Annotated in this window: 22 protein-coding genes and 1 pseudogene; 19 read left to right on the top strand and 4 right to left on the bottom strand. The window is 37.6% G+C overall.

Annotated elements, in window-relative coordinates; genetic code table 11:
* The 4 genes from tnpA to AS180_RS15435 form a co-directional block, all read left to right on the top strand.
* Positions 1-385, top strand: a 385-nt coding sequence (gene tnpA / locus AS180_RS15445) for an IS200/IS605 family transposase (protein WP_082636397.1), incomplete at its 5' end; no start/stop codon positions are given.
* An 11-nt stretch (positions 386-396) separates the two neighbouring features.
* On the top strand, positions 397-1,509 hold the full coding sequence (locus AS180_RS15440) for an RNA-guided endonuclease TnpB family protein (protein ID WP_062687107.1): 1,113 nt from the start codon (positions 397-399) through the stop codon (positions 1,507-1,509).
* Positions 1,510-1,753: 244 nt separating this feature from the next.
* Entirely contained in the window at positions 1,754-1,885 is a 132-nt protein-coding gene (locus tag AS180_RS23885) for a hypothetical protein (protein WP_258954134.1), read from the top strand.
* Between the two features lie 27 nt (positions 1,886-1,912).
* On the top strand, positions 1,913-2,218 hold the full coding sequence (locus AS180_RS15435; RefSeq protein WP_062687106.1) for a hypothetical protein: 306 nt from the start codon (positions 1,913-1,915) through the stop codon (positions 2,216-2,218).
* 177 nt (positions 2,219-2,395) lie between these two features.
* Here the strand turns inward: AS180_RS15435 and AS180_RS15430 are convergent, their stop codons facing one another.
* A complete protein-coding gene (locus AS180_RS15430; protein ID WP_062687104.1) occupies positions 2,396-3,547 on the bottom strand; it encodes a hypothetical protein in 1,152 nt (383 codons plus the stop codon).
* A 545-nt stretch (positions 3,548-4,092) separates the two neighbouring features.
* On the opposite strand from AS180_RS15430, the gene AS180_RS15425 reads away from it, so the two are divergent.
* Both AS180_RS15425 and AS180_RS15420 read left to right on the top strand, forming a co-directional pair.
* Positions 4,093-4,401, top strand: a complete 309-nt coding sequence (locus AS180_RS15425) for a hypothetical protein (RefSeq protein ID WP_062687102.1) — start codon at positions 4,093-4,095, stop codon at positions 4,399-4,401.
* Positions 4,388-4,774 (top strand): DUF7668 domain-containing protein, encoded by a 387-nt coding sequence (locus AS180_RS15420; protein ID WP_062687100.1) that lies wholly within the window; start codon positions 4,388-4,390, stop codon positions 4,772-4,774. Before AS180_RS15425 ends, AS180_RS15420 begins: the two co-directional genes overlap by 14 nt.
* On the opposite strand, the gene AS180_RS22690 is transcribed toward AS180_RS15420, so the two are convergent.
* Together AS180_RS22690 and AS180_RS15415 are read right to left on the bottom strand one after the other, a co-directional pair.
* Entirely contained in the window at positions 4,762-4,962 is a 201-nt protein-coding gene (locus AS180_RS22690; RefSeq protein ID WP_139109210.1) for a hypothetical protein, read from the bottom strand. The genes AS180_RS15420 and AS180_RS22690 overlap by 13 nt on opposite strands.
* Before the next feature lie 180 nt (positions 4,963-5,142).
* On the bottom strand, positions 5,143-5,628 hold the full coding sequence (locus tag AS180_RS15415) for a DUF2062 domain-containing protein (RefSeq protein ID WP_062687098.1): 486 nt from the start codon (positions 5,626-5,628) through the stop codon (positions 5,143-5,145).
* Between the two features lie 205 nt (positions 5,629-5,833).
* On the opposite strand from AS180_RS15415, the gene galE (AS180_RS15410) reads away from it, so the two are divergent.
* The 5 genes and pseudogenes from galE (AS180_RS15410) to AS180_RS23880 all read left to right on the top strand — a co-directional run bounded on the left by galE (AS180_RS15410) (position 5,834) and on the right by AS180_RS23880 (position 8,871).
* The gene (galE, locus tag AS180_RS15410) at positions 5,834-6,814 is read left to right on the top strand and encodes a UDP-glucose 4-epimerase GalE (protein WP_062687096.1); all 981 of its coding nucleotides are present in this window, start codon (positions 5,834-5,836) and stop codon (positions 6,812-6,814) included.
* 74 nt (positions 6,815-6,888) lie between these two features.
* A pseudogene (locus AS180_RS24070) lies at positions 6,889-7,101 on the top strand (lipase); the annotation flags it as partial.
* 347 nt (positions 7,102-7,448) lie between these two features.
* Entirely contained in the window at positions 7,449-7,994 is a 546-nt protein-coding gene (locus tag AS180_RS15400; protein WP_226372977.1) for a sigma-70 family RNA polymerase sigma factor, read from the top strand.
* Between the two features lie 132 nt (positions 7,995-8,126).
* On the top strand, positions 8,127-8,588 hold the full coding sequence (locus tag AS180_RS15395) for a competence protein ComK (RefSeq protein ID WP_062687092.1): 462 nt from the start codon (positions 8,127-8,129) through the stop codon (positions 8,586-8,588).
* A 157-nt stretch (positions 8,589-8,745) separates the two neighbouring features.
* Entirely contained in the window at positions 8,746-8,871 is a 126-nt protein-coding gene (locus tag AS180_RS23880) for a hypothetical protein (RefSeq protein WP_258954132.1), read from the top strand.
* Positions 8,872-8,899: 28 nt separating this feature from the next.
* On the opposite strand, the gene AS180_RS15390 is transcribed toward AS180_RS23880, so the two are convergent.
* A complete protein-coding gene (locus AS180_RS15390; RefSeq protein WP_062687090.1) occupies positions 8,900-9,346 on the bottom strand; it encodes a VanZ family protein in 447 nt (148 codons plus the stop codon).
* A 507-nt stretch (positions 9,347-9,853) separates the two neighbouring features.
* Between AS180_RS15390 and AS180_RS15385 the strand changes: the two genes are divergently transcribed.
* The 8 genes from AS180_RS15385 to galE (AS180_RS15355) all read left to right on the top strand — a co-directional run bounded on the left by AS180_RS15385 (position 9,854) and on the right by galE (AS180_RS15355) (position 17,647).
* The gene (locus AS180_RS15385; protein WP_062687088.1) at positions 9,854-10,624 is read left to right on the top strand and encodes a tyrosine-protein phosphatase; all 771 of its coding nucleotides are present in this window, start codon (positions 9,854-9,856) and stop codon (positions 10,622-10,624) included.
* A 17-nt stretch (positions 10,625-10,641) separates the two neighbouring features.
* Positions 10,642-10,785: a hypothetical protein gene (locus tag AS180_RS23255; RefSeq protein ID WP_167556166.1), complete on the top strand. Its 144-nt coding sequence runs from the start codon at positions 10,642-10,644 to the stop codon at positions 10,783-10,785.
* 244 nt (positions 10,786-11,029) lie between these two features.
* Entirely contained in the window at positions 11,030-11,920 is an 891-nt protein-coding gene (gene galU, locus AS180_RS15380; RefSeq protein ID WP_062687086.1) for a UTP--glucose-1-phosphate uridylyltransferase GalU, read from the top strand.
* A gap of 131 nt (positions 11,921-12,051) precedes the next feature.
* Complete coding sequence (locus tag AS180_RS15375; RefSeq protein WP_082636396.1) at positions 12,052-13,830, top strand: polysaccharide biosynthesis protein; 1,779 nt, start codon at positions 12,052-12,054, stop codon at positions 13,828-13,830.
* Positions 13,831-14,075: 245 nt separating this feature from the next.
* Positions 14,076-14,843 (top strand): tyrosine-protein phosphatase, encoded by a 768-nt coding sequence (locus AS180_RS15370; protein ID WP_025909610.1) that lies wholly within the window; start codon positions 14,076-14,078, stop codon positions 14,841-14,843.
* A 174-nt stretch (positions 14,844-15,017) separates the two neighbouring features.
* On the top strand, positions 15,018-15,902 hold the full coding sequence (gene galU / locus AS180_RS15365) for a UTP--glucose-1-phosphate uridylyltransferase GalU (protein ID WP_062687084.1): 885 nt from the start codon (positions 15,018-15,020) through the stop codon (positions 15,900-15,902).
* A gap of 1 nt (position 15,903) precedes the next feature.
* Positions 15,904-16,590, top strand: a complete 687-nt coding sequence (locus tag AS180_RS15360) for a sugar transferase (RefSeq protein ID WP_062687083.1) — start codon at positions 15,904-15,906, stop codon at positions 16,588-16,590.
* Positions 16,591-16,663: 73 nt separating this feature from the next.
* Complete coding sequence (gene galE, locus AS180_RS15355) at positions 16,664-17,647, top strand: UDP-glucose 4-epimerase GalE (protein ID WP_025909607.1); 984 nt, start codon at positions 16,664-16,666, stop codon at positions 17,645-17,647.
* The last annotated feature ends 32 nt before the right edge of the window (positions 17,648-17,679 follow it).

The raw sequence follows: 17,679 nt of genomic DNA, 5'->3' as shown, positions 1-17,679 counted from the left end.
TAATAACCATTCAGTGTTCTTGATGTATTATCATCTTGTATTAGTGGTTAAGTATCGAAGGAAAGTAATAGATGACACCATTTCAGACTATGCCAAAGATAAATTTGTGTCTTTGAGCGAAAAATATAATATCACATTGCTTGAATGGAACCACGATATTGACCATGTTCATATTTTGTTCAAAGCACAACCCAACAGTGAATTATCGAAATTCATCAATGCCTATAAAAGTGCGAGTTCGAGACTCATCAAGAAAGATTTTCCTCATGTTCGTAAAAAGTTATGGAAAGAAATGTTTTGGTCAAGAAGTTTTTGTTTGTTGACGACTGGTGGTTCACCTATTGAAGTAGTTAAAAAATATATTGAAAATCAGGGGATAAAGTGAGGTGATTTGATATGGCTAAACAAAATAAAGCATACAAGTTCAGAATATATCCAACAGATGAACAGGCTTTGATTATGCGCAAAACTTTCGGTTGTGTTCGTTTTGTCTATAACAAAATGTTAGCAGAAAGAATAGAAACGTATGAAAGTCTAAAAGACGATAAAGAAGCATTGAAGAAGGTAAAACACCCCACTCCTGCAAAATATAAAAAGGAATTTGAATGGCTAAGGGAAGTAGACTCGTTAGCGTTAGCAAACGCACAGCTAAATTTGGATAAAGCTTATAAAGCTTTTTTCAAAGGAAATGCTAAGTTCCCAAAGTTCAAAAGTAAACGACACAAACAAAGCTACACAACCAATGTTGTTAATGGAAACATTCAATTGTTGGATGGTCATATCAAATTACCTAAATTGAAAATGGTCAAAATCAAACAACATAGAAAGATACCATCAGAATACAAAATTAAATCTTGTACATTATCTATGACTTCAGCAGGAAAATATTATATCTCTATTCTGACAGAGTATGAGTTGGAGATTAAAAACAAGGAAATCGAAAACGTAGTTGGGTTAGATTTTGCGATGGATGGTTTGTTTGTTGATAGTGAGGGTGAGAAAGCCAATTACCCGAAGTTTTATCGACAAATGCTTAATAAATTAGCAAAAGAACAACGGAAACTTTCTCGAAAGAAAAAAGGTTCTTCGAATTGGCACAAACAACGCGTTCGAGTTGCCAAAATTCAAGAGAAAGTTGCAAATCAACGAAAAAACTTCCTTCACAACAAATCAAAAGAATTGGTCACAACTTATGATGCCGTCATCATTGAAGATTTGGATATGAAAGGCATGTCGCAAGCACTAAGGTTTGGCAAAAGTGTCGCTGATAATGGTTGGGGAATGTTCACGTCTTTCTTACAGTACAAATTAAAAGAACAAGGGAAACAATTTGTCAAAATCGACAAATGGTTCCCATCTACCCAAACTTGTTCGAATTGTGGAAATACCCAACCAATGCCTATGAACATTCGAACTTACGCTTGTTCGTGTGGTCTAAATCTCGATAGAGATTATAATTCAGCACTAAATATCAAAAAAGAAGGCATCCGCTTATTAGCAAGTGCCTAATGAACATATAAACTCTTGGAACAAGAGGGTTAGCTTGGTCCATTTCGTCAGCTACCAAAAGTGGCGATTACCCAAGAAGCCCCCACTTCAAGCAACCCGTAAGGGTGGTAAGTGGTGGGAGTAGTTCACCTCAAAAACTACTATCTTTCTATTGTTTTAGATTGTATAATTTTTCCTTAAGAGGAGGGTCGTTTGTTTATTCGACTATCTCTAAAGCCAACAGCAAGAAACGGAGTGCGATTAGATGGAACCAATTGAAACAAAACTTTTAAACAACCGTCGCTTAAATGATTATCCGCTGTTTAAGAAGTTTTGTGTGTTAAAAGAAAAAGGGAAAAACTATCCAGGAGTAAAAGTATACTATTACGAACAATAAAACGGCAAACAGTGAGGTTTTAGAAATATGAACAAAATTACCTTTACCAAAATGAAAGCAGACTCAGCTTTTATCCAAGCAGAAAATCCAGAGCACATCTATGTTAGCAAAGATAATGTGCTGTTTTATTTAGTGGAAAGCAACAAGGGGCCTATTCAAATTCATAACGGAAGGGGCAAGATCATTGCTGTGTTGCCTCGCCATGTGGTGCATGCAGATTATGTGTTAACGGTGCAGCAAGTAAAGCCTGATAGATGGATGCTTCTGCATTATGATGAAGAAAAAGAAACGAATGTGATTTGTGTGTTTAGCTGTGAAGGAGAAGTTAGATAGAATCGCTTGTAACTCCCCCATTTCAACCTTTATGAGTGAGGGAGTTTAATATGCAACAGAACAAAACCTAAGTACTTCACTGCTTTAAGTGTAGATTTTGTTTTCTAAGAGTTCCGATTCCAAAAATAAACAATGGAAAAACCAAGCCAAAAGTAAGAGTATAAAAAAGAAGAGGAGCTAAACCGAAAAATCTCCCTTTTTCTTGCGCTTTCTAATCACGCGGAATAAGCCAATTCCACTCAGCAAAATACCAAGGGCAATCAACACGTCGTAAACTGTCTTTTCCTGCTTTTCTTGGCCAAGCTGATAGTATTCTTTATACGCTGTCACCGCTGCTTTGTTTTTCTTATAGGCAGCGGGAACATCCATTTTAGTGCCTAACTTCCAGCCGTCTTGGTACGCTTGTTTTTTGAACTGGGCTGCTTTTTTATTAGAAACAAATCCTTGTTGGTAGACTTCTAGAAGCTGAACATTCCATTCATACACTTTTGGTACTTTGTACTTTTTATTCAGAAAAGCAGCATTAAATCCTTCCATCTTCACATCTTCTAAGCGCTTCTTTTCACCTTTATTGTAACCTTTTGTAAATGCTTCGGTGCCGGCAGGCGTAAGACCATCGGGAACAACGAGTGGCTCCATGCTGTATCCAAGCTTATAGCCATCTTTTTCATACTGTACGTTTTTAACCGCTTCTTTTTCGTTCATTGCTTTTTGAAAGCCTTCTTCAAATGCTTTTTGCGTCATAGGGTCTTCGGTATAAAGCTCTGGTACCGACATTGCTTCATCTTGTACGCCTTGCTGGTATCCTTCTTCTCTTGCTTTTACAGAAAGATCCATCGTTTCAATCGCTTTTTCGTAGCCAAACGTGAAGCCTTCGTTCCAGTCAGCCGACTTGCTTTTCATAGTGGGAGGGGTATAAGCGACCGTCGCGTTCTCATAGTCTTGAATTCCGATTTCGTATCCTGCTTTTTCGCCAGCGCTATAATCGGTTTCTTTTTCAGTCTTTTCTTCTTCTGTCTTACTTCGCTTTCCGCTTTCAAAGCCGACCGAATAGCCTAGCATGAACCAGCTTGCAGCTTCTGAGGGATAAGCTGCAAGCTGGTTGTTTCCGTCAAAGCTTATGAATTTCTCACCGCTATAGCCATCGCTTTCTCCAAGCGCATAGCCATTATCATATACGCGTTCATACAGCACGTCCAACTCCTCTTCAGGAGCGGTATTTTCATTGGGCTCCACGGCAGTAGTAGCCAGCACCTTGGTCGGTATAAACGTATTTGTGGATAATAATCCGAACATCGACAAGCTCAGTATAAGCACCTTTTTTTTCATGTCTTCACCTTTTATGTGCGTTTATAGTTTGATCGTTTTGTTTCATTCTTAAATTACAACTAACTAGAAAAAATGTGTTTAATTTCAATAAATATTACAGTAATATTACAATTGTAATGAAAAAAATAGTGTTTGTCATCAACTAAAAGATGTGAATTTTCAAATTTATATAAAAAATAATCACCATGCTTGATAGCTTAATGGGTGAGTTTGATGTCGGAACGAAGCTCGGTGATATTCAGTTGAAGCTTACGAAGGGCAGGAGGACGTTAAGTCAATTTTCGATTTGGTAATAAGTTGATGATATGCAGTAGAAGCTAAAAACTTTACGATATTTAAAAGTGCAGTGACGAGGGACAAAGGGGAGTCATTCAAGCTCCCCAATAAGCGAGATTTCACCTTCAGTGTATACGTCTTCCTCACTAATTATTTCTTTATAGCCCGCTACCTGTAAGTCATTCGGAATACATAAGTCCCATTCTATTTTAGTGTGTATGTCAGTAAGTTAAGAAGTAAACATAAAAAAACATAAAGGGGATTACAAGATGGAAGAATTAAAAGATAGTAAACCAACCCTAGAATGGCAAGAGAGAATGGAAGAAGATGAACTGTTCACTGTCGAGAACATTAAAGCGACTGATGAAATTCTAGACACTTATTTAAATAGTTTGAAAGAGTCTAAAGATATAGAACAAGATATCTTGCGTTACGTAAAACAAGTAGTGCTAAGTTTAAATGATCTCAATGAACAGTTCGATTATTTTATTGGAACATTAGAAAGAGAAGAGTTGTGTGAGTTCATTATGGAAGCGGCTAATCCTAAGAAGGAGTACTGTCTTAATGGAAAATGTTAATAAAGTTAAAGAACTGATTAAAGGCATTGTACAAGAATTAGTTCAACATAATATAGAGTCTCTCCCATTAGAGGATGATAGCGAGATAAGTAATTTAAAAGAAGAGTTGAGTTTGTATCCAGGAGTTATGACATTTCCTCCCGAAGTAGCTTACGATCAATTAGAAGATGGTTTCTATATTGATCAACCGGATGCTCCACATTTTAGTTTAGGTAAGAAAAATGTGAAGAAGCAATTCCCTAAATTAATCTATATGGTCGATTTTGATTTGTATTACGATAATGAGCGCAGTAATTTAACACTTCAGTGCAATATTTATGAAAATAAGTCTGGAGACTGGATGATCAAAGTCAGTGATATTCACGTGATGTGAAAAGTGCCTACATGTTCTAATAATGTCAAAAAGGGTTTGGGACATAACAAAATGATTGCTTCTAAGAGATGAACACTAGCTGTTCCCATCTCTTTGGTTTGTCTGAACACGTTCGTTCCATTGCGCTGCGGGATCTCACGTTTTCCTCTCTTTCCCGCAGGAGTCGAGTGTCCTACGCTCCATTCCACCCTGTTTCCAATATTGTTTATCATTGGCTGAATTACTTATGTCCCAGCCTCTTTTTATTTTAAGACACCATTACTCTTCCGCAGGCAAATTGTCCAGGGATAAGATAGCGATTTGATTTTGGTTGAAACGGATAGGAAATGGTTTTTGGCATGCGTAATACCTTTCTTGCTGTTAAGAAATTATACAACCCACTTTTTATAAACGTAGTATAAAAGCTCAGCTCGATACTGATTAATCATATAATAAACGCCAGCGTAAAGAAGACCGCCAAACAGCACCATATTCACAAACATTCCGGCTAGAAATATTTTGCCGATGTGTGCCCCCGTTTCTAAGTGATCGGTTAAATCATCGTCGGCGACTTCTAGTAACGCATGATCTAAATCGATGGGAACGAGATATTCGCCAACTACCGTGTTTAAGTAAAACATGAGCGGAAAAGCCCACATAAACAGCATTCCACCAATAAGGCCCGCCATGCTGTTGCCTCTACATAATTTGGCTAAACCTACAGAAAGGATTAGTCCAAACCCAAAGGTAGGAACAAAGTTAACAATTGAACCAAGGCTAAAACCAAGTGCGACTTTATGCGAATGATCTTTTAGTCGTAATAGTTTGATAAGAAGATATTTAAATCGACGCTTGAGGATCTTTAGTTTGCTCACATCATTCTTTCCCTTCTATGGTAACCCAGTTTCGGTTAAGACCTATATCACCATTTTACATCATGAAAGTGCTGGAAGAAGCATTTTTTCGCATATTTCACTAAGATAAAGAAAAGTAGTCATTTTCAGTTCACAAAACTCATTTACAATAGTAGGGGAAGAGAGTACGATAAAACTAGTCAAAGTGGACTAAAGGAGAGGTTTTATGATTTTAGTAGTTGGAGGAGCTGGCTATATCGGTAGCCACCTTGTAAAAGAATTAGTAAAAACAAATGAAGTCGTTGTCTTAGATAACCTATCAACAGGACACCGCTGGGCGATTGATGAACGCGCGCAGTTTGTAGAAGGTAATTTAGGGAGCGAAGCGGATTTGGAGCACGTTTTTTCTACGTATCAAATTGACGCGGTGATGCACTTTGCGGCGAACAGCTTAGTAGGAGAGTCGGTTGTTGATCCTGTGAAGTACTATGAAAACAACGTTGCAGCGACGCTTACGTTATTGAAAACAATGATGAAACATAACATGGAAAAGTTTATCTTTTCATCCACAGCGGCAACGTACGGCATTCCGTCTGTTGATATGATTACAGAGGAAACAAGCACAAGTCCAATCAACCCGTACGGTCGCTCTAAGCTGATGATTGAACACATCTTAGCGGACTACGCGCATGCGTACGGTATGGAATACGTTGTACTTCGCTACTTTAATGCAGCGGGTGCGTACGAAACAGCAGAAATTGGCGAGTCCCATGACCCGGAAACGCACCTCATTCCAATTATTCTTGAGCACTTACTAGGTGAGAGAGAACACATTTCCGTGTTTGGTTCTGACTATGATACAGAAGACGGCACGTGCATTCGCGATTACATTCACGTAACCGATCTTGCCAACGCACATATCGCTGCGCTTCAGTCACTTTTAGCAAACGAAACCAAAACAGCGACGTACAATCTAGGAAACGGCCTTGGCTACTCAGTAAAAGAAGTGATCGATACGTGTGAGCGCGTAACGGGCAAAAAAGCCAACGTCGTAATGGCGGACCGCCGTGCTGGCGACCCGGCTCGACTCGTTGCGTCTTCGGATAAAATCCACCGTGAGCTAGGTTGGAAAGCAGAGCGTTCGCTAGAAGAAATTATTGCATCTGCGTGGAAGTGGCATCAAAGTCAAGTGAAGGCAGTGAAGTAATGAAGGAAGCCGAGACACCCGGGGTCTCGGCTTTTTACTTTCCTTCATGCTTCTTTTGTTCTTGTTCATTAAGAGCTTCTTACGTAGTTGTAGACAATGACTTTGTAAAGCAGGGCGTCACGTTTGAAAATCCAAATGCCTACGCTAATTTGACAAAAGATCTTCAAGAAAAAGCGAAAAACGGAGACTATCGCGAGCGCTTAACGGAATACATCAACTTAAATGACGGTCTTAGTCTACTGAATCGTCATTTTCCAGAGCTAGGAAAAGTCGTTGTGATGTGGGATAAACGGAAAGAATCGGTCAACATGACAGATACGCTAAGTGGAAATGTATTACGATCTGATACGATAAGAAGTACATTAATTGATAAATTTGGTTCAGATGTAGGAAACTTTCTAGCAGATCAGCTCGGTGATGTTGCAGATGAAGCAGATGAAGTGATGACAAGTAGCGTGAACGAGGGCTTACAATCACAGAATGCTAGTTTAAACTCTAAGCTGTTTTTATTTAAGAACCCTTTACCATTACTACGCTTGTAGAATAACCTCACTATTTCCCGGGAAAGTGCGAATTATGTCTAGCTATCATTATTAAATTAGCCGAGTATTCTTTTGGTTTCGGTTTCGATAAAGTGAGTTTACCGGCGGAATACAAGAAAAAGCGCGCTTTTCAAAAGGACAAATCTATGAAATCTGTATCGTTTGAACAAATCGCAGAATCCTTTCATCCACTCATTGTTTCCATGATTCAAAAGCATCACATCTACAAAGAACAAGAAGAGTATTATCAACTTGCACTCATTGGCCTTTGGAAAGCTTACCAAAAGTTTGATGAAAGCAAAGGCTCGTTTTCGGCTTATGCTTACAGCACCGTGCGCGGCACCATTTTAATGGAGCTAAGAGCAAGCGTAAAACGAGACGAGCGAGAAGCGCTGACGGAAGATACGCTGTTGGTGATGCACCCAGACGATTCGCTTCCCGTGGCGCTGCAGTCGTCCATTATTAACGACATGATCCAACACCTCACGCCAAGAGAAAAGATTTATATTCTGGAATACCTATTAGGAGGCTATTCTTATAAGGAGCTTGCAGATAAGTACGGGGTATCAACAGGAGCGGTGAAAAACTGGGGGAAAACAGCTAGGAAAAAGTTGAAAGAGACGCTTCCGTATTTATAAGAGTAAGAAGCAGAAGGCGGTAGCTTTCTGCTTTTTTATAATTAAACTAATAATTATGAATTTTGAGTAAAAAATACTAGATTTTTACAACTCTTTTTTATAAAATAGTAAAAAAGTAAAGGGGTTGGTGAAATGGAAGTAAACGAAAACTATGTCATAAACGTTGACACAAAAGCGTTGAAGCCAGTTCAACACTTTCAGTACCAAACAAAAATTGTAGATGCGAAAGGCGAGTACTATTCCACGAAAACGTGCAAAGAACTACTCATGGAATCTTGCATTCAGCACCTCACAACCTTCGAGGGCGCACTATACGCCGTCAGAAAACGATTTGGCTTCACGAAAGAACCTCCGCTTGTCATCGATAAAGCCAACGAGCTCATTGTCATTCCGACAAAGTCTCCAACATCACATTTGTGCAGCTGGTATTTTCTATCCCATATCGACGTTACTCAGACGCTTTCTTCTTCGAAACAAGCTTCACAGATCATCTACTTTCACGATCAAACTTATCTTCCAACGTCACTTTCTCGGCACAGCTTAAAAGAAAAGCTATCAAAGGCTTTAACCGTACAGCACGATATTCGTAAGTAGTGGGTACATATTCGGTTGTAGGGTTAGCTGATAGGTGCGGATTGCTAAGATTTTGTAAAGTTGCTTTCTAGACAGGAATGAGCATGGTTCATGATGCATTATATAAAGGGAACCATACGAGCAGTTAATTCATGAGCGAAAGCGCTATTCTGAGCTTATGAGAACCCCCATCGTGCTAGACGGACGAAATTGCTATTGCTTGGAAGACGTGAAGAAAGAAAAGATGATTTATGACTCGATTGGAAGAGATGTTGTTCAGAATATGAAAATGGTATTTGTCTAAACGAAAAAGCGCAGCAAGATTACTCTTGCTACGCTTTTTTTGATTTCTTAAATCGGTCATATAAATATAAAAACAACGCTCCGCCAATCGAATCAATGATCACATCAATAATGCGCCCATCGCGCCCTACGATAAATGCTTGATGAACTTCATCCATAAACGCAAATCCTGCAAGCAAGAGCCACGCAAGGACAAAGCGTCCTTTCATTTTTGGTAGGTTCCAATAGATTAACAGAGCTAGCAATCCAAAGAAAGAAAGATGAGCAATCTTTCGCAAAACAAACTCTGTATCAAACGCATATGTATACTGCGTGAAAAACTCACCGCTTGGGTCCAATATGGATTGAAGCGTAGCCGTGTGATCCCATACCGATTCATTTTGCCACGTGCCTGGGTCCGTCACCTTTAAGTGCGGCGTATGTGAAAAATTTGAAATGGCTAACAGTAAACCAATTAATAACACTCGTTTCAACATATAACTACGTCCTATTCTTTACCAGATTCTTTTATAGTAGGGAAAACAACAGGTAAATGCAAGAAAAATGGTGAGAATTCATACACCGATAGAACTATATCGAAAGACTTAATTATATAAGTCGGAAAGAAGTGGTTCTTTTTATTTAAAAACGTCTTTCTTCTATTACAAATGTGTAAACGTTGTCATTTTGATTCCTAGAAAAAATAGAGAGATATCTTGTTAAACCCTATAACAAAGCCGTTTGCATTTACATAATTCTTTTAGCAAAGGAATTTTTATGTAAAAACAGGTTGTTAGGACTATTTAAATAGACTATAATTTAGCCGTAGAGTTCGACAGTAAAAGTAAAGCATAAGACCTATTTTAAGGGCGAAAAAAGACATGAAGTGACACAAAATCTGTATTCGATATTTTTCGACAAAATAATTCATTGAACCTGTTTTGTCGCTGTGATAACATTAAAAAAGATTTTCGGGACTTTGGAAGGATTGAAGGTGTAAAGAAATGATTGACATACATTGCCATATACTACCTGGAGTGGACGACGGTGCGCAAACGATTGATGACAGTATTGAAATGGCGAGACAAGCAGTTTCAGAAGGCATTCGTACCATCGTGGCAACGCCCCATCACCAGAACGGAAAGTACATAAATGAGAAACAAGACATTCTAGAACTTGTACAGCAGCTGAACAACCGCCTGCTAGACGAGAATATACCTTTAACTATTTTACCAGGACAAGAGTCTCGTATATATGGAGAGCTAGTAGAGGACTATCAGGCTGGTAAAATACTAACCCTAAACGACACGTCAAAATACGTCTTCGTAGAGTTTCCTTCTAGCCAAGTGCCGCGTTATACAGAACGTTTACTATATGACATTCAATCAGAAGGCTTAACGCCAATTATCGTTCATCCTGAGCGAAACAGTCGGTTAATTGAAGAGCCAGATCTACTTTATAACTTTGTTAACAAAGGAGCTCTCACTCAAGTAACTGCCGGAAGCCTAACGGGACGATTCGGAAAGAAAATCAAAAAATTCTCACTAGACTTAATAGAAGCCAATCTAACGCACGTCATCGCTTCAGATGCTCATAACGTATCGGGGCGTAACTTCTACATGGAGCAAGCAAATGACGTGATTGAGTCAGAGTTCGGTGTGGACATGCTGTATTTGTTCCAAGACAACGCAGATGCGATTGTGAAGGGAAATGCATGTTTTAAAGATTCGCCTGAGAAGGTGAAAGTGAAGAAGAAATTATTTGGGATATTTTAAGTGGAGGAATTGTGCTTATGAAGCAATTTGATCAGCTTCCTAAGAATGTAAAAAAGACGATTCGGTATATTAAGCAGGATGCATCTTTAGAACAGTTAGTGATTATTCAAAAGATGTTGAATCAAGCAATTCATTTAAAGAAAAAGGAATATTTGAAATGAGAAAATATAAGGTGATGTTTCCTAACCATTATCAATGGAGACACTCGGCTGTACTGTGGGTGTGTATAAGTACCACCTTAGACACACTTGTTGTCGATAGTATAGTGTGAGGGAGGGTTAGATGCCCTAAAATATTATAAATGCTTACGAATAAGTTATAACTTGTAACTTGTTCGTAAGCATTTATATGTCTACAGAATGATAGTTAAAATAAATGATAGATATAAGAAAGAGGGGGATTATTATGAAAAGAGTACGCAAAGCTATTATTCCAGCTGCCGGTCTTGGAACAAGATTTTTACCAGCAACAAAAGCAATGCCAAAAGAAATGCTGCCAATCGTAGATAAGCCAACCATTCAATATATTGTGGAAGAAGCAATCGAATCAGGTATTGAAGACATCATTATCGTAACAGGCAAAGGAAAGCGTGCAATTGAAGATCATTTCGATTACGCTCCAGAGCTTGAAAATAACCTTATTGAAAAAGAGAAATTTGAACTGCTTGAAAAAGTACGTCAATCATCAAATGTTGACATTCACTATATTCGTCAAAAAGAACCAAAAGGTTTGGGTCACGCAGTGTGGTGTGCACGTAACTTTATCGGTAACGAGCCGTTCGCAGTTCTACTAGGAGACGATATTGTCCAAGCTGAGACGCCATCACTACGCCAATTAATGAACGAATATGAAGACACACTATCATCCGTCATTGGTGTTCAAACAGTTGCTGATAATCAAACTCACCGCTACGGAATTGTTGATCCAATTTCAAACGAGGGTCGTCGCTATCAGGTTAATACATTTGTAGAAAAACCAGCTCCAGGCACAGCGCCATCAAATCTAGCGATTATGGGACGTTACGTATTTACGCCTGAAATCTTTATGTTCTTAGAGCAACAGGAAATTGGCGCAGGGGGAGAAATTCAATTAACAGATGCAATTCAAAAGTTAAATGAAATTCAACGTGTGTTTGCGTATGACTTTGAAGGTAAACGTTATGACGTTGGGGAGAAGCTAGGGTTTATTGAAACGACGCTTGAGTTTGCTCTTCAGCATGAAGATCTTAAAAATCAGCTATTAACAATTATGGAGCGACTTGTTGAAGAAAATAAAGAAGTAATGAATTTAAAATAAACAAAGAGAAGTAGCTGTATTTAAATTCCTGAAATCTTTGGAGTTTAAACAGGACACAGTTAAAAAGAAAAAAATTAAAATATCTAATTAGATATTTTTGTAACAAAATTTTATGTAAAGAAGGTGTGAATTTGGCTTATTCAAAACGAGTGTCGCTGCTCATGGGAATGGATTCATTAATTGTTTTATTTTCAATATTCATTGGATACTACGTTTTAATTCCTTACTTTAACATTAATAGTTTGGAAATGATTATCATTAGCTCTCTAACCTTACTTATAAGCCACCATGTATTTGCATTTATTTATCGTTTGTATCATAAGGCTTGGGAATACGCGAGTGTTGGAGAGCTTGTTATGATTGTGAAAGTTGTTACATTTTCTCTTGGAACGACAGCTCTTATTCAATTATTGGTAAACGGCAATGTTTATGTCCGAGTGTTATTTATCACGTGGCTTTTACATATGTGTCTTATCGGGGGTTCTCGCTTTTCTTGGAGAATCGTAAGAGATCGCTTTATTAAGTCAAACATAACGAAGAAGAACGCACTTATTATTGGAGCAGGTTCAGCAGGAACCATGCTTGTGCGTCAGCTATTAAAAAGCAACGATAGTGAACTGCAACCAGTCGGTTTTATAGATGATGATCCCACAAAACAGAAGCTTCAAATTTATGGAGTAACGGTGCTTGGGAAAACAGAAGATATTCCTGAAATTGTAAGTGATAAGGAGATTGACCATATTATTATTGCAATTCCTTCACTCAGTAAGAATGAAATTCAAAAAATTTATCAAGAGTGTAGTAAGACAAAAGCAAAAACAAAAATCATGCCAATGATAGAGGATATAGTTACTGGGAAAGTATCTGTCAATCAGTTCCGCGACGTACAGGTGGAAGATTTGTTAGGCCGTGACCCAGTAGAGCTGGATATTCAAAGTATATCGAAAAAGCTAAGCGGTAAAACGGTTCTTGTTACGGGAGCAGGAGGATCTATTGGTTCCGAAATTTGCCGACAAGTAAGTAAATTTAAACCACAGAAACTTTTACTTCTTGGTCATGGGGAAAATTCAATTTATACGATTGATATGGAATTGAAAAATCAATACAAAGATGAATTTGAAATTATTCCACTTATTGCTGACATCCAAGATCGCCACCGAATCTTTAACGTAATGGATCAATATCGACCAGATGTTGTTTATCATGCTGCTGCTCATAAACATGTTCCTTTAATGGAATATAACCCAAAAGAAGCTGTGAAAAATAATGTTATTGGTACAAAGAACGTGGCAGAGGCTGCAGATACATTCTCAGTTAGTACCTTTGTGTTAGTTTCATCGGATAAAGCGGTTAACCCAACGAATGTTATGGGCTCTACGAAGCGGATTGCCGAAATGGTCATTCAAGATTTGGACAAGCACAGTCAGACAAGGTTTGTAGCCGTTCGTTTTGGAAATGTTCTTGGTAGTCGTGGTAGCGTAATCCCGTTATTTAAAAGACAAATTCAAGCAGGTGGGCCAATTACGGTTACACATCCTGATATGACAAGGTACTTTATGACAATCCCAGAGGCTTCTAGACTCGTTATGCAAGCGGGAGCACTTGCTCGAGGTGGAGAAATTTTTGTATTAGATATGGGTGAGCCTGTTAAGATTGTTGATTTAGCGAAGAACCTTATTAAGCTTTCAGGCTATACGGAAGAAGAAATTGGAATTAAATATGCAGGCATTCGACCTGGAGAGAAAATGTATGAAGAACTTTTAGGAAAAGATGAAGTACATGATGAAGCGGTTTTTCCTAAAATCTTTGTAGGCAAATCTGTAGAAATAGACTTTTCTCGAGTAACAAATTTAATTAATAACCATGAAACTTATGATATATGTCAAGGACATCGTTGGATCATATGTTAATATTTTCTTTATATTGTATATTAAGATACAAGAATATATAACTAGACATGTCTTAAAAAATTACATTGTTATAATTTTTATACAAATAGTTGATATAGATTCAAGAAGTATTTGAAGTACGAAAATAGGCATGGAAACGTTATAAAAAAACTTTTGATATTTTCCGACAAAATAAGACATTGAACCTATAGGTACACTATGCTAATATTAAAGTTGCTTTTTAGGTCTTTGGGAGGAATGATAGAATGATTGACTTACATTGTCATATATTGCCTGGAATTGACGACGGAGCGCAGACAATGGAAGACAGTTTGTCAATGGCAAGACAGGCTGTATCAGAAGGAATCCATACAATTGTCGCTACGCCGCACCACCAAAATGGAAAGTATATTAATGAAAAAGCACAAATTGTTAAAAAAGTTGAAATCTTAAATAAAGAATTGCAAATTCAGCAAATTCCACTAGTTATATTACCAGGCCAGGAATCACGTATTTATGGTGAAATGGTAGAAGAGTATCATTCTAATAAAATACTAACATTAAATAACACAAACAAATATCTCTTCATTGAATTTCCTTCTAGTCAAGTGCCTCGATTTACAGAACGATTATTGTTTGACATTCAGTCTGAAGGGTTAACTCCAATTATTGTTCATCCTGAGCGCAACAGCCGTTTAATTGAAGATCCAGATATTTTATATAACCTGGTTAATAAAGGTGCATTGACTCAAGTAACAGCTGCTAGTTTAACTGGCCGTTTTGGAAAGAAGGTTAAAAAGTTCTCTCAAAATTTAATTGAAGCGAACTTAACCCATGTAATTGCGTCAGATGCGCATAACACTTCAGGTCGTCGTTTTTGTATGGCAGAAGCAGCAGACATGATTGAAAAGGAATATGGGATAGACATGTTATACCTCTTTCAAGACAATGCTGATTCAATTATTAAAGGAAATGCGTGCTATAGGGAGTCACCAGAAAAGATTAAGAAAAAGAAGTTCTTGGGGATATTTTAAAGTGGGGAGAAGTGTTTTTATGCATAGATTTAATTCACTCTCTAAGCGTATAAAAAAACGCTCCGCTATATTAAACAAGATGCTTCTTTAGAACAACTACTGCTAATTTAACACCTTATAAATAGAGCAATTGAATTACGTAAAAAGAATATATAGAAAAGAGGATCATATTTTATGAAAAAAGTACGTAAAGCTATTATCCCAGCAGCAGGATTAGGCACTCGATTTTTACCTGCTACTAAAGCAATGCCAAAAGAAATGTTACCAATCGTTGATAAGCCAACAATTCAATACATAATTGAAGAAGCAGTAGAATCTGGTATTGAAGACATTATTATTGTAACCGGAAAAGGAAAGAGAGCCATCGAAGATCATTTTGATTACGCGCCAGAGCTAGAACAGAACTTATTAGAAAAAGGCAAGATAGAGCTGCTTGAGAAAGTACGTAAATCTTCAAATATTGATATCCATTATATCCGTCAAAAAGAGCCAAAAGGCTTAGGACATGCAGTGTGGTGTGCGCGTAACTTCATTGGAGACGAACCGTTTGCCGTGTTACTGGGTGATGATATTGTACAAGCTGAAACACCAGGATTACGTCAACTTATTAATCAATATGAAGAAACTTTATCTTCCGTGATTGGGGTTCAAACAGTTGCTGATAACGAAACACATCGCTACGGTATCGTAGATCCATCTGGAAGCGAAGGGCGTCGCTATCAAGTAGAAAACTTTGTTGAAAAGCCAGTGCCAGGAACAGCTCCATCCAACTTGGCAATTATGGGTCGCTATATCTTTACTCCGGAAATTTTTACGTTCTTAGAAGAGCAAGAAATCGGTGCAGGCGGAGAAATTCAATTAACAGATGCTATTCAAAAGCTCAATACAATCCAACGAGTATTTGCTTATGACTTTGAAGGAAAACGTTATGACGTTGGTGAAAAGCTAGGGTTTATTGAAACTTCAATCGAATTCGCTTTACAAGATGAAGAATTAAAGGCTCCACTTCTGAAATTCTTAACTAAAGTGATGGAAAACGAAGCAGCGAAGGTTAACTAAAATGGCAGAACCAGCATCTAAAAAAGTAGAGACAGTACAAATTAACCAAGCGACATTCCAAAAACAACAAAGCTTTCTTTATTACTTTGTCAAAAGAGGTATTGATATTTTAGGTGCATCAGCTGGACTTCTCCTTACTTTACCCGTGTTCTTATTAATTAGTCTATTATATTTGTATGGTGATAATAAAGGTCCAGTTTTCTTTGGTCAAACAAGAGTAGGTAAAGGTGGAAACACTTTTAAAATGTATAAGTTTCGATCAATGATTGTAAATGCAGAACAAGTATTGAAAAATGACAGAGCTCTTTATCAAAAGTATTTGCAAAATAACTATAAATTAGAACCCCATGAAGATCCGAGAATTACAAAAGTCGGTCAATTTCTAAGAAAAACAAGCTTAGATGAATTACCTCAATTAATCAACGTTTTAAAAGGTGATATGAGCTTAGTGGGGCCTAGACCCGTAATCGTAGAGGAATTGAAAGAATATAGTCATCGACTTGATGAATTTTTAACAGTAAAACCAGGTGTTACTGGATACTGGCAAATTTGTGGTCGGAGTGATGTTGGATATCCAGAGCGAGCAGATTTAGAATTTTACTATATTGATCACCAAGGATTCAAACTAGACTTCAAAATTATTATAAATACAATTTTAATGGTTGTAACAGGTAAAGGGGCATATTAAAAGGGACAGCCCCTTTTTTCTTAGAAGAATTTTATTTATTGAGATGATGTATTGAAGGAAGGAAGACAAGATCATGATTTTGGTAGTAGGTGGAGCTGGTTACGTAGGTAGCCATCTAGTAAAAGAATTAGTAGAAAAAGAGAAAGTTGTTGTATTAGATAATTTAAGCACCGGCTTTAAAAGCTTAATTGACGATCGAGCAGTATTTGTTGAAGGTGATCTTGGAAATCGTAGTGTATTAGATGAAGTGTTCTCAACGTATCCAATTAAGGCTGTAATGCACTTCGCTGCAAACAGCTTAGTAGGAGAATCAGTTGAGAACCCTTATAAATATTATGAAAATAACGTATCAGCAACGCTAACTTTATTAAAGGCAATGGTAGACCATAATGTAAAGAATTTCATTTTCTCTTCTACAGCTGCAACGTACGGCACACCCAATGTCGATTTAATTGATGAAGGCCAGCCTAACAATCCAATTAATCCATATGGAAAAACAAAATTAATGGTCGAGCATATTCTAGAAGACTTTTCAGCTGCTTACGGGCTGAATTATGTTGTTTTACGTTATTTTAATGTAGCAGGTGCACACCACTCAGGAACGATTGGTGAAAGCCATGATCCAGAAACACATTTAATTCCAATTATCTTGCAACATTTATTAGGACAACGAGAAGAAATTTCGGTTTTTGGAACAGATTATAACACTCCTGATGGTACTTGCATTCGTGATTACATTCATGCAACCGATTTAGCAAACGCCCATATCCTGGCGTTAGAAGCTTTGCTAGAAGAAAAGAAAAAAACGGCTATCTATAATCTAGGAAACGGCAATGGTTTTTCTGTTAAAGAAGTAATTGAAACATGCGAACAAGTAACGGAAAGAACGGCTACAATTCAGTATGTAGAACGTCGAGCAGGGGACCCTGCAAAGCTTGTTGCTTCATCAGAAAAAATTCAAGCTGAGCTGGGGTGGGAGCCTAAGTTTAGTTTAACAGATATTATTGAAAGCGCATGGAATTGGCATAGACAAACAGTCTTATCTAAGCAAGTTTGATACACATATATATGCAAATCTACCGAGATAAA

This window comes from Priestia veravalensis, from assembly GCF_001457055.1.
GTDB lineage: Bacteria > Bacillota > Bacilli > Bacillales > Bacillaceae_H > Priestia > Priestia flexa.
Note: the sequence above shows the minus strand (reverse complement) of the source record. Positions and strands in the feature narration are given on the sequence as shown.

Coding starts and splice junctions, on each gene's coding strand:
- AS180_RS15440 (WP_062687107.1), top strand. CDS start 397: ATGGCTAAACAAAATAAAGCATACAAGTTCAGAATATATCCAACAGAT.
- AS180_RS23885 (WP_258954134.1), top strand. CDS start 1,754: ATGGAACCAATTGAAACAAAACTTTTAAACAACCGTCGCTTAAATGAT.
- AS180_RS15435 (WP_062687106.1), top strand. CDS start 1,913: ATGAACAAAATTACCTTTACCAAAATGAAAGCAGACTCAGCTTTTATC.
- AS180_RS15430 (WP_062687104.1), bottom strand. CDS start 3,547: ATGAAAAAAAAGGTGCTTATACTGAGCTTGTCGATGTTCGGATTATTA.
- AS180_RS15425 (WP_062687102.1), top strand. CDS start 4,093: ATGGAAGAATTAAAAGATAGTAAACCAACCCTAGAATGGCAAGAGAGA.
- AS180_RS15420 (WP_062687100.1), top strand. CDS start 4,388: ATGGAAAATGTTAATAAAGTTAAAGAACTGATTAAAGGCATTGTACAA.
- galE (WP_062687096.1), top strand. CDS start 5,834: ATGATTTTAGTAGTTGGAGGAGCTGGCTATATCGGTAGCCACCTTGTA.
- AS180_RS15395 (WP_062687092.1), top strand. CDS start 8,127: ATGGAAGTAAACGAAAACTATGTCATAAACGTTGACACAAAAGCGTTG.
- AS180_RS23880 (WP_258954132.1), top strand. CDS start 8,746: ATGAGAACCCCCATCGTGCTAGACGGACGAAATTGCTATTGCTTGGAA.
- AS180_RS15390 (WP_062687090.1), bottom strand. CDS start 9,346: ATGTTGAAACGAGTGTTATTAATTGGTTTACTGTTAGCCATTTCAAAT.
- AS180_RS15385 (WP_062687088.1), top strand. CDS start 9,854: ATGATTGACATACATTGCCATATACTACCTGGAGTGGACGACGGTGCG.
- AS180_RS23255 (WP_167556166.1), top strand. CDS start 10,642: ATGAAGCAATTTGATCAGCTTCCTAAGAATGTAAAAAAGACGATTCGG.
- galU (WP_062687086.1), top strand. CDS start 11,030: ATGAAAAGAGTACGCAAAGCTATTATTCCAGCTGCCGGTCTTGGAACA.
- AS180_RS15370 (WP_025909610.1), top strand. CDS start 14,076: ATGATTGACTTACATTGTCATATATTGCCTGGAATTGACGACGGAGCG.
- galU (WP_062687084.1), top strand. CDS start 15,018: ATGAAAAAAGTACGTAAAGCTATTATCCCAGCAGCAGGATTAGGCACT.
- AS180_RS15360 (WP_062687083.1), top strand. CDS start 15,904: ATGGCAGAACCAGCATCTAAAAAAGTAGAGACAGTACAAATTAACCAA.
- galE (WP_025909607.1), top strand. CDS start 16,664: ATGATTTTGGTAGTAGGTGGAGCTGGTTACGTAGGTAGCCATCTAGTA.